The organism is Enterobacter asburiae, from assembly GCF_024599655.1.
Classification (GTDB): domain Bacteria; phylum Pseudomonadota; class Gammaproteobacteria; order Enterobacterales; family Enterobacteriaceae; genus Enterobacter; species Enterobacter asburiae_D.
On sequence record NZ_CP102247.1, the window covers coordinates 3,770,194 to 3,796,110 of the forward strand.

Here is a 25,917-nt window from a genome sequence, read left to right on the forward strand (position 1 = left end):
GATTTGTCTGTCGTAAGAAGGATAGCTATGACTCCCGCCGTTAAATTACTCGAAAAAAACAACATTTCTTTCCGGATCCACACTTACGATCACGATCCGAATGAGACTAACTTTGGTAATGAAGTGGTGCGCAAGCTGGGCCTGAACGCGGACCAGGTTTACAAAACGCTGCTGGTTGCGGTAAACGGTGATATGAAACACCTCGCCGTCGCGGTTACCCCGGTGGCGGGACAGCTGGATCTGAAGAAAGTCGCCAAAGCGCTGGGGGCGAAGAAGGTGGATATGGCGGATCCGATGGTGGCGCAGCGCACCACGGGCTACCTGGTGGGCGGCATCAGTCCGCTTGGGCAGAAAAAACGCCTGCCGACGCTGATCGATGCGCCTTCCCAGGAGTTTGAAACCATCTTTATATCCGGCGGCAAACGCGGGCTGGATATCGAGCTGGCGGCGGGCGATCTGGCGAAAATGCTGGACGCGAAGTTTGCGGATATTGCGCGTCGGGAGTAAAAGAAAAAGCCGGGTGGCGGCTACGCCTTACCGGGCCTACATTTTTCACCCGTAGGCCCGGTAAGCGCAGCGCCGCCGGGCAACACAACCGCACTACTGCCAGCTCACCTCACCCTTCGGCTCATACGCATTCACGTCAATCGGCGAATTCTGCTCGATATACTGCTTCAGCACTTCCGCGTCGATAAAGCCGGTGTTCACATATCCCGGTTTGTTATCAATATGCGGATAGCCGTCGCCGCCGGTGGCGTTAAAGCTTAACGTCGCCAGACGGTACGTTTTAGCCGGGTCAACCGGTTCGCCTTTGATCTTCAGATCGTTAAGCTTGCCGTCTTTCGCGACGAAGCTGACGTTAGCAAACTGCGGATAGGCCCCGGAATCCGGCTTCATCTGCACCACAGCGGTCAGGTAGTCAATCACCTCTTTCCCGCTCATATCCGCATAGACCACCACGTTGCCGAACGGCTGCACCTTCAGGACGTCTTTATAGGTGATGTTTCCACCTTCGATGGAATCACGAATACCGCCGCCGCTCATCACGCCGAAGTCAGCACCGGTACGCGCCATTTGCGCCGCCAGCACCAGGTGGCCCATGTTGGTCTGCACGAAGCGAACTTTACTGCGGTCCCCCTCCAGACGACCGTTCAGCGTGCCGATTTTCACGTCCAGCTGCGCCTTGCCTTTGTTCTGGAACGGCGTCAGCAAGGAGAGCATCTGCTGGTTTTCTGGAATCTCTGGCGTGTAAAGTACGCGCTCACTTTTCCCGTCCGGGTAGGTGACTTTCTTCTTCAGGTTGACCGGAATGAGCTGGTAATGGACCAGCTTCATCTCACCGTTACGGAACTCGAAGTCCGCGCGGCCCACGTATTTGCCCCATTCGTGCGCCTGAACTATCCAGATACCGTTCTGACGGTCCGGCGCGCACGGCGTGCCCGGCACGTAGTCCACCTGCTTTTTGTTCTCCGAGGCCATACACACCGGGTCCTGTGAGTGACCACCCACAATCATCGCCAGCGAGCCCGCAGGCAGGCTGCGCGCCATCTCCACGTCGCCGGGAGCATTGGAGCCGTGCTCACCGTTGTCGTAGTGCCCCATGTGCGTGGTGGCGATAATCACGTCCGGCTTTTCGTTTTGCTGCAGCTCCTGAATCACCAGCTTCGCTTCGTCTGCCGGTTTACGGAATTCGATATCGGTAAAGAACTCGGGGTTACCAATTTTCGCCGTATCGTCGGTGGTTAAGCCGATGACCGCGATCTTCAGATCCTGACGCTTAAACAGCGCCCACGGCTTAAACAGGCGTTCGCCGGTACTTTTCTGGTAAATATTGGCGGAGAGGAAGGGGAATTTGGCCCATTTTTCCTGCTGACGCAGCACGGTCAGGGGATTATCAAACTCATGGTTACCCACGGCCATCGCGTCGTAGCCAATCAGGTTCATACCGCGAAAATCAGGTTCCGCGTCCTGTAAATCGGATTCCGGCACGCCGGTATTGATATCGCCCCCCGACAGCAGCAGCACGCTGCCACCCTGGGCCGCAACCTCTTTACGAATGCCGTCCACCAGCGTTTTTTGTGCCGACAGGCCATATTCGCCGTATTCACTGCGCCAGAAATGACCGTGGTGATCGTTGGTATGCAGAATGGTGATTTTATAGGTTTTGTCTTTTTCATACGCCTGCGCGGGCAGGCTTACCAGGCCCCATGCGGCGATGAGCGCCAGCGCGACGCCCCGCTTCATTAACTTCATCTTCTCTCTCCCTGACCAATAGACAAAGGCAAAAATTACAGTGACTAACAAGAATAGACAAATAAGTTTTCAGAATTGCGACTTTCTTCAAATGTCCCGGGCGGGTATGTTAGTCGGATAATAATTACACCCTGCATCTCTAATAACTAAAGACGTGGTACTTCTCTCTATGGCAATCAGTGAATCAACCCAGCCCGTTTCGGGCGCACCGGCGTCGCGCACCTCCTTTAAAGTCTTAGGCGCAATCAGTCTCTCGCACCTGCTCAACGACATGATCCAGTCGTTGATTCTGGCCATTTATCCGCTGCTGCAGTCCGAGTTTTCGTTAACTTTCGTGCAGATCGGGATGATCACCCTGACCTTCCAGCTGGCTTCCTCACTGCTGCAGCCGGTGGTGGGCTACTGGACGGATAAATACCCGATGCCGTGGTCGCTGCCGATCGGCATGTGCTTTACCTTAAGCGGGCTGGTGCTGCTGGCTATGGCGGGGAGTTTTGAAGCGGTGTTGGTTGCCGCCGCGCTGGTGGGCACCGGATCGTCCGTCTTCCATCCGGAATCCTCGCGCGTGGCGCGGATGGCTTCAGGGGGGCGCCACGGGCTGGCGCAGTCTCTCTTCCAGGTGGGCGGTAACTTTGGTAGCTCTCTCGGCCCGCTGCTGGCCGCGGTGATTATTGCCCCTTACGGTAAAGGCAACGTGGCATGGTTTGTACTGGCCGCGCTGCTGGCGATCATCGTGCTGGCGCAGATCAGCCGCTGGTATGCCGCTCAGCATCGCGTGAATAAAGGGAAACCTAAAGCGAAGGTTATCAATCCCCTGCCGCGCAATAAGGTTATCCTGGCCGTCTCTGTGCTGCTGGTGCTGATTTTCTCGAAATACTTCTATATGGCGAGCATCAGCAGCTATTACACCTTTTATCTGATGCAAAAATTCGGATTATCGGTACAGAATGCGCAGATCCACCTGTTTGCCTTCCTGTTCGCCGTTGCGGCCGGTACGGTCATTGGCGGGCCTGTGGGGGATAAGATTGGGCGTAAATATGTCATTTGGGGCTCTATCCTCGGTGTGGCGCCGTTTACCCTTATTTTGCCGTACGCCAGCCTTGAATGGACGGGGATTTTAACCGTGATTATTGGTTTTATCCTCGCTTCCGCCTTTTCCGCCATTCTGGTTTATGCCCAGGAGCTGCTGCCTGGCCGTATCGGTATGGTTTCCGGACTCTTTTTCGGTTTCGCCTTCGGCATGGGAGGGCTTGGCGCAGCGGTGTTAGGGATGGTCGCGGACCACACCAGTATCTTCCTGGTTTATAAAATCTGCGCTTTCCTGCCGCTTCTTGGGATGTTAACCATATTCCTGCCTGATAACCGTCATAAAGCCTGAATTACGGGTAGCCAAAGTTTTACTTTGGCTACCTGATACCCTGATACCATAAGGGTTTCTTCTTCATCCCCTCGCTGAATTTATCAAAATGCGCTTTTTTACGTGCATATTGCTGTTTTATTCAAACTTCAACAATTATTCATAAACATAAGGGTAAAAATTGTCATAAACTATTACTCGGTTTTTTGGTTTTCGCCAAAAAGGAACACCCACAACGAAAGGAGACGGAATGCACCACGCCACACCGCTTATCACCACCATTGTTGGTGGACTTGTGCTCGCTTTTATCCTCGGCATGATTGCCAATAAACTGCGTATTTCTCCTCTTGTCGGCTATCTGTTAGCGGGTGTACTGGCGGGACCGTTTACGCCCGGCTTCGTGGCGGATACCAAACTGGCCCCTGAGCTGGCGGAATTGGGCGTGATTCTGCTGATGTTTGGCGTCGGCCTGCACTTCTCCCTGAAGGATTTGATGGCGGTAAAGTCGATTGCCATACCGGGAGCGATCGCCCAGATAGGGGTGGCGACGCTGCTGGGGATGGCGCTTTCGGCGGTGCTGGGCTGGTCGTTAATGACCGGTATCGTTTTTGGGCTGTGTCTCTCAACCGCCAGTACCGTGGTGCTGCTGCGCGCGCTTGAAGAGAGACAGCTAATAGACAGCCAGCGCGGGCAAATCGCGATAGGCTGGCTGATCGTTGAAGATCTGGTGATGGTACTGACGCTGGTGCTGCTGCCTGCCGTCGCCGGGATGATGGAAAAAGACAACGTTGGCTTTGCCTCGCTGGCGCTGGATATGGGCATCACCATCGGTAAGGTGGTGGCGTTTATCGCCATCATGATGCTGGTGGGCCGCCGTCTGGTACCGTGGATCATGTCCCGCAGCGCGGCAACCGGCTCGCGCGAGCTGTTTACCCTCTCCGTGCTGGCGCTGGCGCTGGGTATCGCGTTTGGCGCCGTCGAGCTGTTTGATGTCTCCTTTGCCCTGGGCGCGTTCTTCGCCGGGATGGTGCTGAACGAGTCCGAGCTGAGCCACCGCGCGGCGCACGATACCCTGCCGCTGCGCGACGCCTTCGCCGTGCTGTTTTTCGTCTCCGTCGGGATGCTGTTTGATCCGATGGTTCTGATTCACCAGCCGCTGGCCGTGCTGGGCACGCTGGCGATCATCATCTTTGGTAAATCGCTCGCCGCCTTCTTCCTGGTGCGGATGTTTGGCCACTCGCCGCGGACGGCGCTGACCATCGCCGCCAGCCTGGCGCAGATCGGTGAGTTCGCCTTTATTCTGGCCGGTCTCGGCATGGCCCTGAACCTGCTGCCGCAGGCGGGGCAAAACCTGGTGCTGGCGGGAGCGATTCTGTCGATTATGCTGAACCCGGTGCTGTTTGCCCTGCTGGAAAAATACCTCGATAAAACCGAAACGCTGGAAGAACAGACGCTCGAAGAGGCCATCGAAGAAGAGAAGCAGATCCCGGTGGATATTTGCAATCACGCCCTGCTGGTCGGCTTTGGCCGCGTGGGCAGCCTGCTCGGTGAGAAGCTGATGGCGCAGGGTATTCCGCTGGTGGTAATTGAGACCTCACGCACCCGCGTCGACGAGCTGCGCGAGCGCGGTATTCGTGCGGTGCTGGGCAATGCGGCAAACGAAGAGATCATGAATCTGGCACACCTGGACTGCGCGCGCTGGCTGCTGCTGACCATACCTAACGGCTATGAAGCGGGTGAGATAGTGGCTTCCGCGCGCGAGAAGTGCCCAACGATTGAGATTATCGCCCGGGCGCATTATGACGACGAGGTGGAGTACATTACCGAGCGCGGTGCGAATAAGGTGGTGATGGGCGAGCGCGAGATTGCGAATACGATGCTGACGCTGCTGGAGAAACCGCCGGTTGAAGAGGCTGTGACGGGGTAAGTTTTGTGCGGTCTGGTCCCCTCACCCCAGCCCTCTCCCCATGTACGGTCCGGGGACATAGTGAACACTTGTTCGGGGACATGGTAGACACTTACAACTAAGGCATAAGAACCCGTTTATGGAGTCGCTTATGCCCTGGGATGCGAGAGATACCATGTCATTACGTACCGAGTTTGTTTTGTTCGCCTCGCAGGACGGGGCGAACATCCGTTCCCTCTGCCGTCACTACGGCATTTCACCTGCCACCGGCTACAAGTGGCTTCAGCGCTGGGCGGAGGAAGGTGCCGCCGGCCTTCAGGACCGCCCGCGCATACCGCACCATTCCCCTAACCGCTCGTCAGACGACATCACCGCCCTGCTGCGCATGGCACATGACCGCCATGAACGCTGGGGCGCCCGCAAGATTAAGCGCTGGCTCGAGGACCGGGGGCACCGCATGCCTGCCTTCAGCACCGTCCATAACCTGATGGCCCGCCATGGTCTGCTGCCGGGCGCTTCATCAGGCATTCCCCCCACGGGACGGTTCGAACATGACGCGCCGAACCGCCTCTGGCAGATGGATTTTAAGGGGCACTTTCCCTTTGGCGGTGGCCGCTGCCATCCGCTGACCCTGCTGGACGACCACTCCCGCTTTTCCCTGTGCCTGGCGCACTGTACCGATGAACGCCGCGAGACCGTGCAGCAGCAGCTGGTCAGCGTGTTTGAGCGTTACAGCCTGCCGGACCGGATGACGATGGACAACGGCTCACCGTGGGGCGACACCACCGGCACCTGGACGGCGCTGGAGCTGTGGCTGATGCGCCACGGTATCCGGGTGGGGCACTCCCGGCCTTATCATCCGCAGACGCAGGGCAAGCTGGAGCGTTTTCACCGCAGCCTGAAGGCGGAAGTACTCCAGGGAAAATGGTTCGCAGACAGCGGTGAGCTGCAGCGCGCCTTCGACCACTGGCGCACGGTCTACAACCTTGAACGCCCGCACGAGGCGCTGGATATGGCGGTACCGGGCTCGCGGTACCAGCCGTCAGCGCGGCAGTACAGCGGCAGTACAACGCCCCCGGAATACGACGAGGGGGTGATGGTCAGGAAAGTGGATATCAGCGGAAAGCTGAGCGTGAAAGGGGTAAGTCTGAGCGCAGGCAAGGCGTTCAGGGGAGAACGGGTCGGGCTGAAGGAAATGCAGGACGACGGCAGCTACGAGGTGTGGTGGTACAGCACGAAAGTGGGGGTGATCGACCTGAAGAAAAAGTCGATCACCATGGGTAAAGGATGTTAAAAAGTGTTCACCATGTCCCCGAACACCTGTCTACCATGTCCCCGGACTGTACACCCCATAGGGGAGAGGGTGTTCGAGTTCCCTCTCCCCTATGGGGAGAGGGTTAGGGTGAGGGGTTTTCTTTTACCTGTCCCAGTACGCCTCTTCGAGGCTGTCTTCCCGTTCCGGCAGCCCACGCGTTAAGCGCGGAGAGTGCTGGTTCAGCACCTGATAGCTCACGCGGTTAGCATATTTACACACCTGCGCCAGCGACGAATAGGTCAGCCAGCTGAACTTGTGCTTGCTGGAGTTCGGCACGTTGGTTTTGTGGTAGGCGTTAGCGGTGATGTCGTGCAGCAGCGCGGCCAGCGCGCCGTCGCCCGCACCGTTGGTGTTCATGATCTTCTCCGGCCCGCCCATATAAGGCGCGATGTGGGAGTAGATACGCAGCGGGTTGGTGCAGTCTTTATGGCGCATGCCGCGGCTAAACTCGTACTGGTTGAACTCGGCAATCGCACCGGGCAGCAGCGGGTGCTGGGTTTTGCGCTTGCTCTCTTCTTCCGTGAAGCCGGCCATGTACAGCCCCACCGGGCCAGCGGTGCAGAGCACCAGATCCACCCAGTTCAGCGCTTTATCAGACGCCAGCAGCGGATCGCTTTCGCCGGTCAGCGCTTCGGCCTCTTCTTCGTTCATCGCCAGAATCGAGACGTGCTCTTTCAGGAAGGCCTGCCACCACTCCGGGTTATCGGCGATAACGAATTTGGTGCCCAGCGTCAGGACGACCGGGACATCGTACTTCTTCGCGTACTCAATCGCCTTCATGGTCGCTTCCGGCATCGGCTCGCCCGGCTTGCAGCGCACCAGATACGACGTCAGCACTAGCGCCGAGGCGCCCGCAATGACCTCTTCAGGAATACTCTCGGCGCGCAGCTTGTTCATGTGGCCAGGGCTGATGGCAAATGTACGCTCGCCGGACTCACCGATCAGCGTAAAGCAGCGGCCAATCGGCCCGTCAACGCCCTGCAGGTAGTTCAGATCGGTACGGCTGGAGGTGTTGCAGAGATAGCGATAGGCATAGCCACCGATTTCGATATTGCTGCACATCACGCCGAGCAGCACCGAACGATCGTCTGCCAGTACGGAGTAGTTGTGCATCGTATTGCCGATGGTGCCACCGGCGAACTGATGGGTAATCAGGTTTTCGCGCACCAGCTCCTGGTACAGCGCTTCGGCAACGTCGTCTTCAATCACCAGCGAATGCCCGGCGCTCAGACCGTAACGGGCAACAAACGCATCATCCACTTTGGCTTCAATATCCACCAGCGTCTGATCGATACCCACTACCCATGCGGCGCTGGTTTCATTTTCAGGCTGGATTTGCTGCAGGAGCGGATCGCGAGCGTTAACGGGGAAGTAGTGTTTTGATTTACGTTTACCGGGAAATTTCATGGTCTGAACTGTGCAAGGAATCGAAGCCGGGAATGGTAGCACAAACCCGGCCTCAAGCGCGATCAGCGGCTTTTCGTCACCAGCGAGACCATCATGTCGATATGCTCAGGGGAGTCGTTAAGCGCCGGAATGTACTCGTACTTTTCGCCGCCAGCTTCCAGGAAAAATTCCCGGTTTTGTACCGCGATCTCCTCCAGCGTTTCCAGACAGTCGGCCGAGAAGCCCGGCGACATCACCTGAATGTGCTTCACGCCCTTCTCGCCCAGCATTTTGAGGGTTTCATCGGTGTACGGCGTCAGCCACGGCTCGCGGCCGAAGCGCGACTGGAAGGTCATCATCACCTTCTCCGGTGGCAGGCCAAGAGCGGAGACCAGCTCGCGCGTGGTATCGCGGCAGCGCTGCGGGTAATCATCCCCTTCATTGGCGAAACGCTGCGGGATCCCATGATAGGAAAGCAGCAGCAGATCCGGCTCGCCGTGCTTTTCAAACGACGCGCGCGCGCTGTTGGCAAGCGCCTGGATGTAGAGATCGTTATCCGCGTAGTCGCGAATAAAGGTCACGCCCGGAATGCGGCGGCGGGTCGCCAGAATGCGTGCCAGCTCGTCCCAGACGGCGGCCACCGTCGAGCAGGAATATTGCGGGTAGAGCGCCAGCACGACGATATGGTCCACGCCCTGCGTCAGCAGTGATTCCACCGCGCTTTTCAGGGACGGTTTTCCGTAGCTCATGCCGAGCGCGACGGGCATATCCGGCAGGCGGGCGGCCAGCGCTTTTTCCTGACGACGGCTGTAAACCATCAGCGGCGAGCCCTCTTCCATCCAGACGGACTGATAGAGTTTGGCGACGCGCGGAGAACGAATCGGCAGAATGACGCCACGCAGCAGCGGCCACCACAGCAGTCTCGGGAAATCCACGACGCGCGTGTCGCTTAAAAATTGTCGCAGGTAGCGTTTTACCGCGTCTGATGTAGGTGCTTCTGGAGTGCCCAGATTGGCAAGCAGGATGCCGGTTTTCGCCTGACTCATTCACGCCTCTTAACCATTTGATAGGTTGTCAATTGTAGCGGAAATGCGTTTAAACGAAACCCATTGCTGTAATAGGTAAGATGAGAATATTTCTCACCCGGGAGCCCGGGTGAGAGGCGCGCGATTAGCCGAGGATTTTTTCCAGCTCTGCACGTACGTCAGCCACGGCTTTGGTGCCGTCAACTTTCGCGTATTTGGTGTTACCCGCCTGCGCTTCTTTGGTGTAGTAGCCGATCAGCGGCGCGGTCATCTGATGGTATTCCACCAGGCGTTTACGCACGGTCTCTTCCTGATCGTCTTTACGGGTGGTCAGCTCTTCGCCGGTCACGTCGTCTTTGCCTTCAACCTTAGGTGGGTTGAATTTGATGTGGTAAACGCGGCCAGAAGCAGCGTGTACGCGACGACCAACGATACGGTCAACGATCAGCTCGTCCGGTACGTCGAACTCCAGAACGTAGTCCACGTTGATGCCCGCTTCTTTCATGGCGTCAGCCTGAGGAATGGTGCGTGGGAAGCCGTCCAGCAGGAAACCGTTACGGCAGTCTTCCTGAGCAATGCGCTCTTTGACCAGAGCAATTACCAGCTCGTCGGTCACCAGCTTGCCTGCGTCCATGATGTCTTTCGCTTGTTTACCCAGCTCGGAGCCAGATTTAACAGCGGCGCGCAGCATGTCACCGGTGGAGATTTGCGGAATACCGTATTTCTCCATGATGAACTGAGCCTGAGTTCCTTTACCCGCGCCCGGAGCGCCAAGCAGAATAATACGCATTGCGAAAATCCCCTCAAAAGTCGTTTCAATTTTTCAAAAGCGCTAAACAATACCACCAGAACGGGCATCGCTCAAGGAAGGCGGGAAGGCTGAAACGGTTAACGGGGGGAGATTATTTGGGTTAGTGCGGTTGATTCCCCTCACCCTAACCCTCTCCCCAAAGGGGAGAGGGAATTTGAACACCCTCTCCCCTTTGGGGAGAGGGCAGGGTGAGGGGCAGGTGTTTAGTTACGCCAGCAGCAGCGCATTCACACGTTTAATGAACAGGTTAGGATCTTCCAGCGTACCACGCTCGGCCAGCAGAGACTGATCCAGCAGCAGTTCAACCCACTCGGCAAAGCGGGCGTCGTCCTGGGTATCCGCCGCGCGTTTCACCAGCGGATGATCCGGATTAAGCTCAAAGATATATTTCACTTCCGGCATCGCCTGGCCCGCCGCCGCGAACAGTTTCGCCATCTGGGTGCCCATTTCGTCGGCATCGGTGGTGACAATAGCCGGCGTATCGGTCAGACGGTGCGTGAAGCGCACCTCTTTCACGCGCTCGCCCAGCAGGGTTTTCACGCGCTCAACGAACGGCTCCAGCGCCTTCTCGGCTTCTTTCGCGCTTTCGTCCACTTCATCCGCCAGTTTGTCGATGGATTCGTCCGCCTTGGCAACAGACTGGAAGGATTTACCGTCGAACTCGGTCAGGTAGTTCATCATCCACTCGTCGATGCGGTCAGAAAGCAGCAGCACTTCGATGCCTTTCTTACGCAGCAGCTCAAGGTGCGGGCTGCTCTTCGCCGCCGCGTAGCTGTCGGCGGTGATGTAGTAGATCTTCTCCTGCCCTTCCTTCATGCGGGAGACGTACTCTTCCAGCGACACGGTCTGCGCGGAGGAGTCGGTATGCGTAGAGGCGAAGCGCAGCAGTTTGGCGATGGTTTCGACGTTCGCGGTGTCTTCCGCCGGGCCTTCTTTCAGCACCAGGCCGAACTGTTTCCAGAAGGTCTGATATTTTTCCGCATCGTCTTTCGCCAGTTTTTCCAGCATCTGCAGTGCACGTTTGGTCAGGGCGTTGCGCAGGTTACGGGTGACGGTGCTGTCCTGAAGGATCTCACGCGAGACGTTGAGCGGCAGATCGTTGGAATCTATCAGACCGCGCACAAAGCGCAGGTAGTTCGGCATGAACTGCTCGGCGTCGTCCATGATGAATACGCGCTGAACGTACAGCTTCAGGCCGTGCTTGTGATCGCGGTTCCACATGTCCCACGGCGCCTGTGCCGGGATGTACAGCAGGCTGGTGTACTCCTGCTTACCTTCCACGCGGTTGTGGCTCCAGGTCAGCGGGTCGGTAAAGTCGTGGGCGATATGCTTGTAGAACTCGTTGTATTCGTCGTCTTTAATTTCAGACTTGTTGCGCGTCCACAGCGCCTGCGCCTTGTTGATCTTCTCCCAGGAAACCACGGTTTCGCCGTCTTTCTCTTCCTGTTTTTCAATCTCTACCGGCAGGGCGATGTGATCGGAATACTTGCTGATGATGGAGCGCACGCGCCAGTCGTTGAGGAAATCGTCTTCCCCTTCGCGCAGGTGCAGGGTGATTTCGGTCCCGCGATCCGCCTTGGTGATGTCACCAACGGTGTATTCGCCTTCCCCTTTGGATTCCCACAGCACGCCGTTCTCAGCGCTGTCGCCCGCGGCACGGGTGCGCACGGTGACTTTATCCGCCACGATGAACGCCGAGTAGAAACCGACGCCAAACTGGCCGATGAGCTGGCTGTCTTTCGCCTGGTCAGAGCCCATGGACTCGAGGAACGCTTTGGTGCCGGATTTGGCGATGGTGCCGAGGTGGTCGATCACCTCGTCGCGGTTCATCCCGATGCCGTTATCGGCGATGGTCAGGGTGCGGTTCTCTTTGTTGAACGAGACGCGCACGCGCAGCTCGCCGTCGCCTTCGTACAGGTCCGGGTTGGACAGCGCGCGGAAGCGCAGCTTGTCCGCCGCGTCCGAGGCGTTGGAAATCAGCTCACGCAGGAAAATTTCTTTGTTGGAATACAGGGAATGGATCATCAGGTGCAGAAGCTGTTTTACTTCTGACTGGAAACCACGGGTTTCTTGTCCTTTCATCTAAGTCGACCTCAACAATGCCATTTAATGGGGTTGTAAAACGTTGAGTGAGAGATGGGGATAAAGGGGGGAATTTTCAAGCGGAGGCCGCGCGTGCAGCCTCCGTTTGGTCAGAAAATAATCTTGTGACGCCCGGCCAGGGAGTGCGACAGCGTGGTGCCGTCGACCATTTCCAGCTCGCCGCCCACCGGCACGCCGTGGGCGATGCGGCTGGCGTCAACGCCGTACTGCGAGCACAGTTCAGCGATATAGTTGGCGGTTGCCTCCCCTTCCACCGTCGGGTTGGTGGCGAGGATCACCTCTTTGATGGTTTCGGACTCAAGACGCTGTTCAAGGCGGTCAAGACCGATATCATCCGGGCCAATGCCGTCGAGCGGGGAGAGATGTCCCATCAGCACGAAGTAGCGGCCGGAAAACTGCCCGGTTTGTTCGATGGCGTAGATGTCCGCAGGACTCTCCACCACGCAAATCTGACCGTTTTCCTGACGACGCGGGTTCGTACAGATGTTACACACGTCCTGCTCGGTAAAGGTGCGGCAATCCGCACAGTGACCAATTTCTGACATGGCGCGGGTCAAAGCCTGCGCCAGGCGCATCCCGCCGCTGCGGTCGCGCTGCAATAGCGTAAACGCCATGCGCTGCGCCGACTTCGGGCCAACGCCCGGCAGGCAGCGCAGTGCTTCCATTAACTGCGTGAGCAGCGGACTGGTTTGCATCAGAATGGCATCTTGAAGCCAGGCGGCAGCTGCATACCGCTGGATACAGAGGCCATTTTCTCTTTCTGAGTTTCGTCGATACGGCGAGCGGCATCGTTAAACGCGGCTGCAACCAGATCTTCCAGCATCTCTTTGTCGTCTTCGAGCAGGCTCGGGTCGATTTCCACGCGACGGCAGTTGTGCGCACCGTTGATGGTCACTTTGACCAGACCGGCACCGGACTCACCCGTGACTTCCAGCTGAGCGATCTCTTCCTGCATCTTCTGCATTTTTTCCTGCATCTGCTGAGCCTGCTTCATCAGGCCACCCAGACCGCCTTTTCCACCAAACATAGGCTTCTCTCTTTTTCACGTTTAAGGATTACAACCGTAAGTCAGACTCACGATCAAATGGGGCGAATACTCTCTTCATCCAGATCCGCGTCGAAGAACCGGCGCAGGGTCTGAATGTTGTTATCCGCAATAATCGCCTCGCGCGCCTGCGCGAGCTTTTCTTCATAAATGGCCTGGCGCCACTCGAGTGGCGTTTTCACTGCCGGATTATCATCTTCAATGATAGTCAATTCAACCGGCGCACCCTGTAATGCGGCGAGCGCCTCGGCCAGCGCCTTTTGCGCGCCAGGGGAATTGAGGTGCCGCTGACCCGGACGCAGGTGTAAACGCACCTGATTGCCGTCCTGCTCTTTCCAGGCATTCAGCGCGACCTGCTCGACCAGCTTCGGCAGCTGGAGTTTGCTGACCTCGGCGGCCCAGGCGTCGCGCGCAATGGACTCTTCGGCAAGCTTCGCGGAAAGCTCCGGCGTTTTCTCATGCTCCAGCGCCTTTTTCAGCGCTTTCGGCGTGGCGACCTCTTCCTTCACCGTTTCAGTGATGGTGGTTGCCTTCCAGCGGTAAGCCTCTTCTTTCACCGGGGCTTTCTGCTCGAGCGCGGACGGTGCCGGACGCGACTGAACGCGCTCCGTTACCGAGGCCAGACGTTCAAGCGCGGCGTTGTTCACCGGCCGCGCTCTTCCTGGCGCTGCCGGTTCACTCTTTTTTGGTTTGGTTACTCCCTGCGCACGCTGCAGCTGGCTGCGTGCGGCAAGCACCGAACTGGTGGCATCCGACAGCGGCACGTTCTGCTGCGGCGGCGGTGTCGGCTGCGGTGGCACCTGCTGCGGCGACATCACCGCCGTAGGGGCGACCGGCGCGAAAGACTGCCGCGGCACTTCCGGCTCCGGCAATGGCATGCGCGGGTGGAACGCCAGCGCGCGCAGCAGCGTCATTTCAACGCCCATCCTGGGGTCCGGCGCGAACGGTAGCTCTTTGCGGCCAATCAGCAGCGTCTGGTAATACAGCTGCACGTCGGCAGGCGGCACGGTGCGGGCAAGTTCACGCATCCGCTGTTCAATGGCGGCCATATCCGCGCCGATGGCCGAGGGAGAAAGCTGCAGCATCGCCACGCGGTGCAGCAGGCTGAGCATCTCAACCAGAAGCCCTTCCCATTCAATACCCCGGGCAGCGGCGGCATTCACCTGCGACATCACACGTTCGCCGTTGGCGGCAATCATCGCTTCGATAAGCGACAGCGCCTGATCGTCATCCAGCGTGCCGAGCATGGTGCTGACCGCCTCGGTGGAGAGCTTGCCGTCACCGCTGGCAATCGCCTGGTCGGTCAGGCTTAGCGCATCACGCAGGCTGCCGTCCGCCGCGCGGGCCAGCAGCTGCAGGGCGCGCGGCTCGTGAACGATCTTCTCTTCATCAAGAATGTGCTCAAGCTGCGCGCGGATCTGCTCAACGTCGAGCGCCTTCAGATGGAACTGCAGGCAGCGCGACAGGATCGTGACCGGCAGCTTTTGCGGATCGGTGGTCGCCAGCAGGAACTTCACGTGCGCGGGCGGCTCTTCCAGCGTTTTCAGCAGGGCGTTAAAGCTGTGGCGCGACAGCATGTGCACTTCATCGATCAGGTAGACCTTGAAGCGGCCGCGCGCCGGGGCGTACTGCACGTTATCGAGCAGATCGCGGGTATCTTCCACTTTGGTGCGCGAGGCGGCGTCGATCTCGATCAGATCGACAAAACGCCCCTGCTCGATCTCCCGACAGTTATCACACACGCCGCACGGCGTGGCGGTGATCCCGGTTTCGCAGTTAAGACCTTTTGCCAGCAAACGGGCAATAGAGGTCTTACCGACGCCGCGGGTGCCGGAGAAAAGATAGGCGTGATGGATGCGACCTAGCGACAAGCCGTTCGCCAGGGCCGTCAGCACATGTTCCTGACCGACAACGTCAGCAAAGGTTTGTGGTCGCCATTTACGGGCTAACACCTGATAACTCATGGGCAGGCTCTGCAACGCTGGAAGGTGAATTTATGGAGGGGAATGCTATCACAACCTCACCCATTGAGCGAGGTTGTGAAAACCGGGATTAATGACCCGGGAAAGGCACCAGGCTGTAGCTGGTAATGCCCTGTTTTTCCAGGCGCTGTTCACCGCCGAGATCGAACAGGTTGATGATGAATGCCGCGTCGGTCACTTCACCACCCAGACGACGGATCAGCTTTACGGTCGCTTCAATGGTACCGCCGGTTGCCAGCAGGTCATCGACCACCAGCACTTTGTCGCCAGGCTTGATCGCATCAACGTGGATCTCCAGCTGATCGGTGCCGTACTCCAGCTCGTAGCTCTCAGCTATGGTTTCACGCGGCAGTTTGCGCGGCTTACGCACCGGCACAAAACCTACGCCCATTGCCAGCGCAACCGGTGCGCCGAACAGGAAGCCACGGGCTTCGGTACCTACTACTTTGGTGATCCCGGCGTTTTTATAACGCTCGACCAGCAGTTCAATGCTGAGCGCGTACGCTTTCGGGTCTTCCAGCAAGCTGGTGACATCACGGAAAAGAATGCCAGGCTTTGGATAGTCCTGGATGCTTTTGATGCTGTTTTTCAGATATTCAAGCTGCTGTGCAGTTGCGGTCATCGGTTTTGCCTAAATGAAACAGTGTTACTCACAGCGCGCAACGAGTCGGCCAAGGCAACAATTGTTTAACCTTTGACCAGGCGCACCTGTGCTCGAAAACGGTCGAATTTACTGGCTGCGCGTGATAATTGCAACAGCCATGATGAGGCTTCAGTGCTTTTGTTGCTTTTCATCAACCACGGGGATCCGCCACATAAAGAAAAGCAGGCAGGTCAGGATCGCCAGCAGCAGAATGCGTACCCACATCATTTTCACCAGCCATAATGAAATAGCGAAGGTGATGAGGATCACCGCGATCGCGCGGGGCTTCGCGCCGGGCGGCATGGCCCGGTGTTTTTGCCAGTGCCGCAGATAGCCGCCAAACCATGAGCGGTAGAGCAGCCAGTGGTGAAAACGCGGCGATGAGCGGGCGAAGCACCAGGCCGCCAGCAGGATAAACGGCGTGGTCGGCAGTAAGGGTAAAAACACACCCAGCGTGCCAAGCACTACCGCGAGCCAGCCAATGATGATTAAAATAGTACGCTTCATAATGCGAATCGTTATCAAACTGAACGGCTACTTTATCACTGGAGAGCGCCTTGAAAACAGCACTGCTTCTTGAGAGGCTGCAAAATCAGCTGATTGCTCTGCGGGAGCAGGCTACACCGCTAATGGGGCACGCCACGCTGAAGCCGCGCTTTGACCGACAGCTTTTTCGTACTCGCAGCACCGTCATTCAGGATTACCTGGCGGAAACGCAGACGAACCTCGACGAGCTTCGCCATGCGGTTGAGAGTGAACAGCAGGAACAGGTGGCGTGGCTTGCGGAGCATCTCACTGAACAGATCACTGCTCTGCATCGCGAAATCGCCGCCTGGCCGCTGCGCGCCTGGGACAGCGCCTCGCCGGGGCTCGGTAAATGGCAGCGCAAGCGGCTGGAAAACCAGGAGTTTGAGCGCCGGCTGTTTGAGATGAAGCGCGAACGCGAAGTGCGGCTGAACAACAGCGAAACGCTGGAAGAGCAGCAGCTATTGATGCGCGAGATTAGCGCGCTGGAAGGACGCATCGTCCGCTGCCGTCAGGCGCGGGATGAGATTGAGCGCGTCATTGAACGTTTGACCCGTTAACAGGAGCCACACCCATGTCACTGGAAAATGCACCCGATGAGGTCAAGCTGGCCGTCGATTTGATTATGCTGCTGGAGAATCATGAGATCCCCGCCGAAACGGTGCTTAAGGCACTGGAGATTGTGCGGCGGGATTTTGAGGGAAAACTTCCCCCTCACCCAGCCCTCTCCCCTGAGGGGAGAGGGTAAAAACAGCCCGCACCAGATTATTCCCTCTCCCTTCAAGGGAGAGGGTTAGGGTGAGGGTCATCTCCCTTAATCTCGCGCTTCACTTCCGTATGCTCATCACCTTTCTCGTTACGCAGGTGAACCTCAAGCTGGTTGAAGGCGATATTAATATCGTTTTCACGGCACAGACGATCGATAGAGCGGTTAAGTTCATCCACCGTGTAGCTGCGGTCACGCAGCTCGCGCACGTATAAACGCAGCTCGTGATCCAGCGTACTCGGCCCAAAGGTGGTGAAGAAGACCGCCGGAGCCGGATCGTGCATCACTTTCGGATGTTCTGACGCCGCCTTGAGCAGCACCTCTTTCACCTTCTCCAGATCCGATCCATAGGCTACGCCCAGGCGGATCACCACGCGCGTCACCGTATCGGAAAGCGACCAGTTGATCAGACGCTCGGTCACGAACGCTTTGTTCGGGATGATCACCTCTTTGCGATCGAAGTCGGTGATGGTGGTGGCACGAATGCGGATCTTGCTGACCGTACCGGAGAAGGTGCCGATGGTAACCGTATCGCCGATTCGTACCGGACGTTCGAACAGGATAATCAGGCCGGACACAAAGTTACCGAAGATCTCCTGCAGGCCAAAACCAAGACCCACCGAGAGGGCGGCCGCCAGCCACTGCAGTTTATCCCACGAGACGCCAAGCGAGCCAAAGACCGTCATCGCCCCAACAATAATGATCACGTAGTTGAGGATCGTGGTAATGGCGTAGGAAGCCCCCTGGCGAAGATTCAGACGTGACAGGAGCAGCACTTCGAGCAGGCCTGGCAGGTTGCGAATCAACGCCCAGGCCACCACCGACGACACCAGCGCAAACAGCAGGCTGCCCATGGTCACGCTTTTCATGACCGCAGCGCCCGCTTCGGTACCGTTGTATTGCCAGAGGGTAATACTGTCGAGATAGGCGAAAACAGTAATAAGATCGGACCAGATTGCCCAGAACATCACCGCAAACAGAGCGATCATTACCAGCATGGTAATACGCAGCGTCTGCTGGTTAACCTGCTCCAGGGCGATGGTCGGCTCTTCCTGCGGCTCCGCGCCTTCGGCCCCCTCCTTCACCTGATGCTGACGACGCGCGATGGCACGACGATAGGCGATGCGGCGAGCCGCCACGCTCAGGCCGCGCAGCACGGTCTGATAGAGCAGGTTCCAGACGATCACCAGATAGACCGTTTCAATCCAGCGCCCGGACAGGCGCAGCGTGGTATAGAAGTAGCCCGTTGCCGTCAGCACCATCAGCGCCAGCGGAATGATCGCCAGCACCGTCACGGTGGCCAGGCGAATATTATGGGACTCTTTATCACGCCAGCTGTCGCGGCACATCGGCCACATCAGGATCGCAATCAGCAGCAGGTTCAGCAGGATGACCAGCTGGCCCAGCACGTCATCCATCAGATGCAGCGGGGAAAGCTCAGAGACAACCGACCAGAAGTGCAGCGGCAGGAGCGCCAGGCTGATGCGCACAATCTGACGACGCCAGTGGCTGGTCAGCTGCGCAGGCATGTTGAAATGACGCACCGCCACGCCGTCTTTTTCCAGCACCTTCCAGCACACGCCAAATACCAGCCAGAACAGCGCCAGTTTTTTACTGAACGCCCACAGCAGATCGCTGACGTTGAGCTGCATGGTGAGCAGAATCAGGCCCACGGCCAGAATAATCAGGCACACCGGCAGGGCGCGGATGAGATCGATCAGAATCGCTTTTGGCGTATGGAGCTGGCTATCGTTGCGCAGCTGCCCCACTTCGGACGCCAGCTTCGCCTGATATTTTTTCAGCCAGCCCAGACGCCAGCGGATCAGGCCGGCAATCAGCAGCAGCGGTAATCCCGCCAGCAGGGCAATCGTCACCGCAGGCCAGGCTTTCTCCCAGTTCACGGTGATCTTCATGCTCTTGATCTGCGTTTTCAGCGTCTCCGGGAAGGATTTAATCCAGTCCCAGTCCATCGGCTTGTTGCTGTTCACCCAGAAAATCTGCTGGGTCAGGATCTCCTGCAGGCTTTTCGAGACGCTCACCAGCTGCTGCTGGTTGATTTGCAGGTTAATGGCCATCATCAGCTGGTTACCCAGCTGTTTGTTGAGCTGGTCCAGCAGCTCGCGACGCATATCCACGACCTGGAGCAGCGCGTCGTGCACTTCCGGGTTCACGTCGCTGGAATGCCCCTCTTCAATTTTGGCGACAAAGGTATCGCTCTGGAAAAGGGCATCGCGCTGCTGGTTGACGTCAAACTGTTCCAGACGTAAATCCGCAATGCGGTTGGTCATGTCCTCCAGCTCATCGGCGGACGGTAGCGTCTGCTGCTGCTGGTAGAGAATACGCGACAGCAGGAGGCTGCCCTTCAGGACCGCAATCTGCTCTTTGATGTTGCGCTCAGCCTGCAGCGCGCGATCCAGCCAGTTCTTCACTTTGATATTTTGCTGAACCAGCGAGTTACCGTTTTCCGTCGCCAGTATCAGGCGCTGGCTAAGCTGGTGGTTGGCCTCGAGCTCCTGTTTCACCAGCGGATTCGCCTGAATGCGGGCGGTTTCGTCAGGGGATACGGCCTCCTGGGCAGTTTTTTCCGTCAGGGTCAGGCGCTTGCTATTTACCGCCTCCTGCAACAGCTGAAGCTGGTGTTCCAGGCGATTAATGTTCGCGGTGACGTAATCACGCTGTTTCTGAAGCGTGTCCTGCAGCACCGTATTCCCTTCAAGACTTTTACGCTGCTGTTCGATTTGTGCATTGAGCAAGGTCTGCTGAACCAGCAGCAGGGTTTGCTGCGTCGGACGTAGCGTGCCCTCTCCCACCGTTGTGCCGTTCAGACGGTTGCGGATCTGCTGCAGCTGCTGAGAGGCGGAGTACATCGCGTTTTGCACGCGTTCCGGCTGGGTTTGCAGGGAGACAAGCTGGCTGTTATAGGTCGCGAGGTCGGACTGCGCGGTTTGCAGGTCGTCGAGCAGTTGCGCGACGCGCGACTCCAGCTGGCGTAAAGAGAGCGTTGAGAGCGTCTTGCGCGTTTCGGTATCGTTATCGACGTCGCTCAGGGCGTTCAGCGATTCCGTCGCCTTGCGCATATTTTCAGGAGCCTGCGCCACCTTCTGACGAAGCTGGGCAGTTTCTGCTTTGACGCGTTCAATTTTATCCAGCGTTTCCAGCGTTTCCGTCAGATCCTGCTGGATGAGCTTATCCTGAGGAGAGAGCTCTTTTTGTTTGTTCAGCGTGTCGAGCTGCGACTGAACATCGCCGCGCGAGGGAATATCGTTGCTGTTATCGGCGCGGGCCCAGGTCAGCGGCGCCGTGGCGAAGAAAAACAGCATCGCAAAGAGCAATGCAAAAACAGGATGTTGCGAGCGATTGATGGGCAGCATAGTTGTGAATGATGTCAGAAGATGACCGAAAATAGTCCGGCGTGAAGAATATCACGCTCGCCGGAAGCAGAATAGCGCGAACGTTATCCTCTGAGATAAATCCTGGAAGGGATCAGGCCGTTAGCGAAGGCGCGTCGCTGCGCAGCGTTGGGCAGAGCTGTAGCATTTCCAGTAAAATCGCCACGTAGCTGCGGGCTTCCTCTTTGAGGTCAAAGGATTGCGGCGCAAAAAGCCAGTTTTCCATCAGACCTGAGATGTAGCCGCGCATCAGGATAGCCGCCCGGCGGGTCAAGAGATTGGCCGGTAATAGCTTTGCCTGCATACACAGGTTCAGGTTCTGCTCAATACGGTCATAGCTCTCGAGGCTGAGGCTGCGTTGCGCCTGCTGCACCACCGCCATTTCGCCGACAAACTCGCATTTATGATAAATTATTTCCATCATTAATTTGCGACGTTCTTCAACTACCGTCGCTTCAAGGATATATACTAATATTTCTCTCAATACTGAGAGTGGATCGTCGGGGAATTTTGCCCGATACTCACTCTCGAGATCGCTAATGCTGGACTCTGAAAGCTCCCAGATTTCACCGAACAGATCTGACTTGTCTTTAAAATGCCAGTAAATCGCTCCTCGCGTCACACCGGCAGCCTGAGCAATTTGTGCCAGCGAGGTGGATGAAACGCCCCGCTGAGAGAACAAACGTATTGCCACATCCAGTATGTGTTGTCGGGTTTCCAGCGCTTGTTGTTTAGTTTTTCGTGCCATAGGTGGGTGAATTTACAGGAGTCAGATTTACATACATTTGTGAATGTATGTACCATAGCATGACGATAATATAAACGCAGCAACGGGTTTTAGACTCAGGACCCTTGATCAATTTGAAATCGGACACTCGAGGTTTACATATGAACAAAAACAGAGGGTTAACGCCTCTGGCGGTCGTTCTGATGCTCTCAGGCAGCTTAGCGCTTACAGGATGTGACGACAAACCAGCTCAACAAGGAGCTCAGCAGGCGCCAGAAGTAGGCGTTGTGACGCTCAAATCTGAACCTCTACAAATCACCACCGAATTACCAGGCCGTACAAATGCTTACCGCATTGCGGAAGTGCGTCCTCAGGTTAGCGGCATTATCCTGAAGCGTAACTTCACCGAAGGTGGTGATGTGAAAGCCGGTGAGTCTCTGTATCAGATTGATCCAGCAACCTATCAGGCATCGTATGAAAGCGCGAAAGGCGACCTGGCAAAAGCGCAAGCCGCGGCCAAAATCGCCCAGCTGACGCTGAACCGCTACCAAAAACTGCTCGGCACTAAGTACATCAGCCAACAGGATTACGATACCGCCCTGGCAGATGCACAGCAGGCTAACGCGGCCGTGGTGGCAGCCAAAGCGGCTGTCGAAACCGCGCGCATTAACCTGGCCTATACCAAAGTGACCTCCCCTATCAGCGGTCGTATTGGTAAGTCTTCCGTTACGGAAGGGGCTCTGGTGCAGAACGGTCAGACCACGGCGCTGGCGACCGTGCAGCAGCTCGATCCGATCTACGTTGACGTGACGCAATCCAGCAATGATTTCCTGCGCCTGAAACAGGAGCTGGCTAACGGCACCCTGAAACAGGAAAACGGCAAAGCCAAAGTGGAGCTGATTACCAACGACGGTATCAAGTTCCCGCAGGAAGGTACGCTGGAATTCTCTGATGTGACGGTCGACCAGACCACCGGTTCCATCACCTTACGTGCGATTTTCCCGAACCCTGACAAAAATCTGCTGCCAGGTATGTTCGTTCGCGCACGTCTGGAAGAAGGAACGAATCCAACCGCACTTCTGGTTCCACAACAGGGTGTGACCCGTACGCCACGCGGCGATGCAAGCGCGCTGGTTGTTGGTGCTGATGACAAAGTCGAAACGCGCAATATCACCGCTACCCAGGCGATTGGCGATAAATGGCTGGTGACGGAAGGTCTGAAAGATGGCGATCGCGTGATTGTTACTGGTTTGCAAAAAGTTCGTCCTGGCGCGCAGGTTAAAGCACAGGAAGTGAAATCTGACGATAAACAACAAGCTTCGGCCGCTGGCCAGTCAGAACAAACCAAGTCTTAACTTAAACAGGAGCCGTTAAGACATGCCTAATTTCTTTATCGATCGCCCCATATTTGCGTGGGTGATCGCCATTATCATCATGCTGGCCGGGGGACTTGCGATCCTGAAGCTGCCTGTCGCGCAATATCCAACGATTGCGCCACCGGCGGTGACAATTTCCGCAACCTACCCGGGGGCTGATGCGAAAACGGTGCAGGACACCGTTACCCAGGTTATCGAACAGAACATGAACGGTATCGATAACCTGATGTACATGTCCTCAAACAGTGACTCCACCGGTACAGTACAGATCACCCTGACCTTCCAGTCAGGTACGGATGCTGACATTGCGCAGGTTCAGGTGCAGAACAAACTGCAGCTGGCAATGCCTTTGCTGCCGCAGGAAGTACAACAGCAGGGTGTGAGCGTCGAGAAATCGTCCAGTAGCTTCCTGATGGTTGTCGGCGTTATCAACACCAACGGCACCATGACGCAGGAGGATATTTCCGACTACGTGGGCGCCAACATGAAGGACGCCATCAGCCGTACTTCCGGTGTGGGTGACGTGCAGCTGTTCGGTTCCCAGTACGCGATGCGTATCTGGATGGATCCGAACAAGCTGAACAACTTCCAGCTGACGCCGGTTGACGTGATCAGCGCGATTAAAGCGCAGAACGCCCAGGTAGCGGCCGGTCAGCTCGGCGGTACACCGCCGGTGAAAGGCCAGCAGCTTAACGCCTCGATCATCGCGCAGACCCGTCTGACCTCTGCCGATGAGTTCAGCAAAATTCTGCTGAAAGTGAATCAGGACGGTTCGCAGGTTCGCCTGCGCGACGTGGCGAAAGTTGAGCTGGGCGGTGAGAACTACGACATCATCGCGAAGTTCAACGGTAAACCGGCTTCCGGTCTGGGTATCAAACTGGCGACAGGCGCTAACGCCCTGGACACCGCCACGGCGATCCGCGCAGAGCTGAAGAAGATGGAACCGTTCTTCCCGTCAGGTCTGAAAATCGTTTACCCGTACGACACCACGCCGTTCGTAAAAATCTCGATTCACGAAGTGGTTAAGACGCTGGTTGAGGCGATCATCCTGGTATTCCTGGTGATGTACCTGTTCCTGCAAAACTTCCGCGCGACGCTTATCCCAACGATTGCCGTGCCGGTTGTTCTGCTCGGGACCTTTGCGATCCTGTCGATATTTGGCTACTCGATAAACACCCTGACGATGTTCGGGATGGTGCTCGCCATCGGCCTGCTGGTGGATGACGCCATCGTGGTGGTAGAGAACGTCGAGCGCGTCATGGCGGAAGAAGGACTGCCGCCGAAGGAAGCGACCCGTAAATCAATGGGTCAGATCCAGGGCGCGCTGGTCGGTATCGCGATGGTGCTGTCTGCGGTATTTATCCCGATGGCCTTCTTCGGGGGCTCTACCGGTGCGATCTACCGTCAGTTCTCTATTACCATCGTTTCCGCGATGGCTCTGTCGGTGCTGGTGGCGTTGATCCTGACCCCTGCCCTGTGTGCCACCATGCTGAAGCCCATTCAGAAAGGCGGTCACGGGGAGCATAAAGGGTTCTTCGGCTGGTTTAACCGCATGTTTGATAAGAGCACGCACCACTACACCGACAGCGTGGGTAACATCCTGCGCAGCACCGGTCGTTACCTGCTGCTCTATATCATCATCGTGGTGGGCATGGCTTTCCTGTTCGTTCGTCTGCCAAGCTCGTTCCTGCCAGATGAAGACCAGGGCGTGTTCCTGACGATGGCACAGCTTCCGGCGGGTGCCTCGCAAGAGCGTACCCAGAAAGTGCTGGATGAAGTGACGGACTACTACCTCACCAAAGAGAAAGACAACGTTGAATCCGTGTTTGCGGTTAACGGCTTTGGCTTTGCGGGTCGTGGTCAGAACACCGGTATTGCCTTCGTTTCTCTGAAAGACTGGTCTGAACGTCCGGGCGAAAAGAACAAGGTTGAAGCCATCACCGGCCGTGCAATGGGCACCTTCTCGCAGATTAAAGATGCGATGGTCTTCGCCTTTAACCTGCCAGCGATTGTTGAACTGGGTACCGCGACCGGCTTCGACTTCCAGCTGATTGATCAGGGCGGTCTGGGTCACGAGAAACTGACACAGGCGCGTAACCAGCTGTTTGGTGAAGTCGCTAAACACCCTGACCTGCTGGTCGGCGTGCGTCCAAACGGCCTGGAAGATACGCCGCAGTACAAGATCGATATCGACCAGGAGAAAGCCCAGGCGCTGGGCGTATCCATCAGTGACATCAACACCACGCTGGGTGCAGCCTGGGGCGGTAGCTACGTTAACGACTTCATCGACCGCGGTCGCGTGAAGAAAGTTTACGTGATGTCAGAGGCGCAGTACCGTATGTTGCCGAACGATATCAACAACTGGTTCGTGCGCGGCAGCAATGGTCAGATGGTTCCGTTCTCGGCGTTCTCAACGTCACGCTGGGAATACGGTTCACCGCGTCTGGAACGCTATAACGGTCTGCCGTCTATGGAGATCCTGGGTCAGGCAGCGCCGGGCCGAAGCACCGGTGAAGCCATGAACCTGATGGAAGAGCTGGCGAGCAAACTGCCTGCGGGTATCGGCTATGACTGGACCGGTATGTCCTATCAGGAACGTCTGTCCGGTAACCAGGCCCCTGCTCTGTACGCCATTTCACTGATTGTGGTCTTCCTGTGTCTGGCGGCACTGTACGAGAGCTGGTCGATTCCGTTCTCCGTTATGCTGGTGGTTCCACTCGGGGTTATCGGTGCACTGCTTGCGGCAACGTTCCGTGGACTGACCAACGACGTTTACTTCCAGGTAGGCCTGCTGACAACCATTGGCTTGTCGGCGAAGAACGCGATACTTATCGTTGAATTCGCCAAAGATCTGATGGAGAAAGAAGGCAAAGGTCTTATTGAGGCGACGCTTGAGGCGGTTCGTATGCGTCTGCGCCCAATCCTGATGACGTCACTGGCGTTTATCCTCGGCGTACTGCCGCTGGTTATCAGCTCCGGTGCGGGCTCCGGCGCGCAGAACGCGGTAGGTACAGGTGTGATGGGCGGTATGGTTACCGCGACCGTACTGGCTATCTTCTTCGTACCGGTGTTCTTCGTGGTGGTTCGCCGCCGCTTTAGCCGAAAGAATGAAGATGTTGAACACAGTCATTCGGTAGAACCTCACTGATACCGGTTTCACATGATAAAAAGGCCGCATTAGCGGCCTTTTTCATTTTCAGAAAAAATCATAAATTACGCTTATTGTGGTTCTATTTATTTTCTGCCATCTTAAATAGACATATCATAATTAACTGATAACTTAATCGGTGAATTCAGGATTTTTTTAA

The 25,917-nt window shown here is 56.8% G+C and carries 20 protein-coding genes and 1 other annotated feature; of the genes, 8 read left to right on the forward strand and 12 right to left on the reverse strand.

The annotated features are described in order from the left end of the window. Nucleotides 1-27: 27 nt before the first annotated feature. Nucleotides 28-507 (forward strand): Cys-tRNA(Pro)/Cys-tRNA(Cys) deacylase YbaK, encoded by a 480-nt coding sequence (ybaK, locus tag NQ230_RS18010; RefSeq protein WP_257258518.1) that lies wholly within the window; start codon nucleotides 28-30, stop codon nucleotides 505-507. A 93-nt stretch (nucleotides 508-600) separates the two neighbouring features. On the opposite strand, the gene ushA is transcribed toward ybaK, so the two are convergent. Next, nucleotides 601-2,253: a bifunctional UDP-sugar hydrolase/5'-nucleotidase UshA gene (ushA, locus tag NQ230_RS18015; protein ID WP_257258519.1), complete on the reverse strand. Its 1,653-nt coding sequence runs from the start codon at nucleotides 2,251-2,253 to the stop codon at nucleotides 601-603. A gap of 169 nt (nucleotides 2,254-2,422) precedes the next feature. Here ushA and NQ230_RS18020 point away from each other — a divergent pair, with 169 nt between their 5' ends. From NQ230_RS18020 to NQ230_RS18030, 3 genes are all read left to right on the forward strand, one after another. Then, complete coding sequence (locus NQ230_RS18020; RefSeq protein WP_219323537.1) at nucleotides 2,423-3,631, forward strand: MFS transporter; 1,209 nt, start codon at nucleotides 2,423-2,425, stop codon at nucleotides 3,629-3,631. 229 nt (nucleotides 3,632-3,860) lie between these two features. Beyond that, nucleotides 3,861-5,537 carry a YbaL family putative K(+) efflux transporter gene (gene ybaL, locus NQ230_RS18025; protein ID WP_121425566.1) on the forward strand — a complete coding sequence of 559 codons (1,677 nt, stop codon included), beginning with the start codon at nucleotides 3,861-3,863 and terminating at the stop codon, nucleotides 5,535-5,537. Between the two features lie 130 nt (nucleotides 5,538-5,667). Then, complete coding sequence (locus NQ230_RS18030; protein WP_442778910.1) at nucleotides 5,668-6,810, forward strand: IS481 family transposase; 1,143 nt, start codon at nucleotides 5,668-5,670, stop codon at nucleotides 6,808-6,810. Nucleotides 6,811-6,933: 123 nt separating this feature from the next. Here the strand turns inward: NQ230_RS18030 and NQ230_RS18035 are convergent, their stop codons facing one another. The 9 genes from NQ230_RS18035 to NQ230_RS18075 all read right to left on the reverse strand — a co-directional run bounded on the left by NQ230_RS18035 (nucleotide 6,934) and on the right by NQ230_RS18075 (nucleotide 16,333). Next, complete coding sequence (locus NQ230_RS18035) at nucleotides 6,934-8,238, reverse strand: inosine/guanosine kinase (protein WP_121425567.1); 1,305 nt, start codon at nucleotides 8,236-8,238, stop codon at nucleotides 6,934-6,936. A 62-nt stretch (nucleotides 8,239-8,300) separates the two neighbouring features. Then, nucleotides 8,301-9,263 (reverse strand): ferrochelatase, encoded by a 963-nt coding sequence (gene hemH, locus NQ230_RS18040; protein ID WP_257258521.1) that lies wholly within the window; start codon nucleotides 9,261-9,263, stop codon nucleotides 8,301-8,303. A 124-nt stretch (nucleotides 9,264-9,387) separates the two neighbouring features. Further along, nucleotides 9,388-10,032 carry an adenylate kinase gene (gene adk / locus NQ230_RS18045; RefSeq protein WP_006809841.1) on the reverse strand — a complete coding sequence of 215 codons (645 nt, stop codon included), beginning with the start codon at nucleotides 10,030-10,032 and terminating at the stop codon, nucleotides 9,388-9,390. A gap of 228 nt (nucleotides 10,033-10,260) precedes the next feature. Beyond that, nucleotides 10,261-12,135 (reverse strand): molecular chaperone HtpG, encoded by a 1,875-nt coding sequence (gene htpG, locus NQ230_RS18050; RefSeq protein WP_213328803.1) that lies wholly within the window; start codon nucleotides 12,133-12,135, stop codon nucleotides 10,261-10,263. 110 nt (nucleotides 12,136-12,245) lie between these two features. Beyond that, entirely contained in the window at nucleotides 12,246-12,851 is a 606-nt protein-coding gene (gene recR / locus NQ230_RS18055) for a recombination mediator RecR (RefSeq protein ID WP_008499298.1), read from the reverse strand. Next, nucleotides 12,851-13,183 (reverse strand): YbaB/EbfC family nucleoid-associated protein, encoded by a 333-nt coding sequence (locus NQ230_RS18060; RefSeq protein ID WP_003858972.1) that lies wholly within the window; start codon nucleotides 13,181-13,183, stop codon nucleotides 12,851-12,853. Before NQ230_RS18060 ends, recR begins: the two co-directional genes overlap by 1 nt. A gap of 53 nt (nucleotides 13,184-13,236) precedes the next feature. Next, a complete protein-coding gene (dnaX, locus tag NQ230_RS18065; protein WP_048030118.1) occupies nucleotides 13,237-15,165 on the reverse strand; it encodes a DNA polymerase III subunit gamma/tau in 1,929 nt (642 codons plus the stop codon). Then, nucleotides 13,843-13,907: a sequence feature (DnaX frameshifting element), on the reverse strand. Its footprint overlaps the gene before it by 65 nt. Nucleotides 15,166-15,253: 88 nt before the next feature. Continuing rightward, a complete protein-coding gene (apt, locus tag NQ230_RS18070) occupies nucleotides 15,254-15,805 on the reverse strand; it encodes an adenine phosphoribosyltransferase (protein ID WP_000127359.1) in 552 nt (183 codons plus the stop codon). A 150-nt stretch (nucleotides 15,806-15,955) separates the two neighbouring features. Continuing rightward, nucleotides 15,956-16,333: a DUF454 family protein gene (locus tag NQ230_RS18075; protein ID WP_024906851.1), complete on the reverse strand. Its 378-nt coding sequence runs from the start codon at nucleotides 16,331-16,333 to the stop codon at nucleotides 15,956-15,958. Between the two features lie 50 nt (nucleotides 16,334-16,383). On the opposite strand from NQ230_RS18075, the gene priC reads away from it, so the two are divergent. Beyond that, a complete protein-coding gene (priC, locus tag NQ230_RS18080) occupies nucleotides 16,384-16,911 on the forward strand; it encodes a primosomal replication protein N'' (RefSeq protein ID WP_159513578.1) in 528 nt (175 codons plus the stop codon). A gap of 14 nt (nucleotides 16,912-16,925) precedes the next feature. Then, nucleotides 16,926-17,099, forward strand: coding sequence for a pleiotropic regulatory protein RsmS (rsmS, locus tag NQ230_RS18085; protein ID WP_023334736.1), 174 nt, complete (start codon nucleotides 16,926-16,928; stop codon nucleotides 17,097-17,099). A gap of 32 nt (nucleotides 17,100-17,131) precedes the next feature. Here the strand turns inward: rsmS and mscK are convergent, their stop codons facing one another. Further along, the gene (gene mscK, locus NQ230_RS18090) at nucleotides 17,132-20,488 is read right to left on the reverse strand and encodes a mechanosensitive channel MscK (protein WP_121425573.1); all 3,357 of its coding nucleotides are present in this window, start codon (nucleotides 20,486-20,488) and stop codon (nucleotides 17,132-17,134) included. A 112-nt stretch (nucleotides 20,489-20,600) separates the two neighbouring features. Continuing rightward, entirely contained in the window at nucleotides 20,601-21,254 is a 654-nt protein-coding gene (acrR, locus tag NQ230_RS18095) for a multidrug efflux transporter transcriptional repressor AcrR (protein ID WP_257258527.1), read from the reverse strand. A 140-nt stretch (nucleotides 21,255-21,394) separates the two neighbouring features. Here acrR and acrA point away from each other — a divergent pair, with 140 nt between their 5' ends. Then, nucleotides 21,395-22,588, forward strand: coding sequence for a multidrug efflux RND transporter periplasmic adaptor subunit AcrA (gene acrA, locus NQ230_RS18100; RefSeq protein WP_023310601.1), 1,194 nt, complete (start codon nucleotides 21,395-21,397; stop codon nucleotides 22,586-22,588). A 22-nt stretch (nucleotides 22,589-22,610) separates the two neighbouring features. Continuing rightward, on the forward strand, nucleotides 22,611-25,757 hold the full coding sequence (gene acrB, locus NQ230_RS18105; protein ID WP_063145542.1) for a multidrug efflux RND transporter permease subunit AcrB: 3,147 nt from the start codon (nucleotides 22,611-22,613) through the stop codon (nucleotides 25,755-25,757). The last annotated feature ends 160 nt before the right edge of the window (nucleotides 25,758-25,917 follow it).